The sequence below is a fragment of the Hymenobacter sp. AT01-02 genome (assembly GCF_000961955.2).
In the GTDB taxonomy this organism is placed as follows: domain Bacteria; phylum Bacteroidota; class Bacteroidia; order Cytophagales; family Hymenobacteraceae; genus Hymenobacter; species Hymenobacter mucosus.
In genome coordinates this window covers 1-548 of the sequence record NZ_JZIR02000268.1, presented here as the reverse complement: position 1 = coordinate 548, position 548 = coordinate 1, and the positions used below count along the sequence as shown (strand labels likewise).

Annotated in this window: 1 protein-coding gene; it reads right to left on the bottom strand. The window is 48.9% G+C overall.

Going from position 1 to position 548, the window contains the following annotated elements:
* Positions 1 to 337: 337 nt before the first annotated feature.
* Positions 338 to 548: hypothetical protein (locus tag VI25_RS25555; RefSeq protein ID WP_161807051.1), on the bottom strand; the 211-nt coding region annotated here is incomplete at its 5' end.

Sequence of the window (548 nt, the reverse complement as noted above, 5' to 3'; positions counted from 1 at the left end):
TGGGACTTGCGCCCGAGGAGGAGATGCCCCTACCAATAAAGTCGTTTGCTGGCTAAAAAATAGGATTTGCGAAGTAGTGCAAAGAGAAAGTGCAGCGAATCACTTTCTAGGGTTTATCCCTTAACATAAGATTCGTTATTATTGATTTGTGTGCCCAATACCATTTTCGAGTGTAACGCAGAATTTGTATTATTCCTCTGTCTTAATCGCTGTGTAGCGAATTTTAATTGACCAAGTAGCGGGAGCGCTACTTAGGAACGTGGCTAGTAGGACCAGGGTTTGTCGCCTAACAGTAACAGAGCCGAACTCAAAGCCACAGGAGCAGGCTACCGTACGCTTATTCTACCGTGAAGGACACCGGTTGGTCGTGTGGTTGGCGCAACAGGTGTTGCTGCGCTAAGTAGCTCATCCAAGCCTGGACCCGCCCAGAGAGAGAGCACCGATACATGTTAGCAGAGTTACAGAACTTGCGCGGGAAGCCCAACGTGGTCTGAAAGTGCAGTTCCAGCAGCTTCACCAAAGCATACACCTCCCGGTTGTCTGTTCTC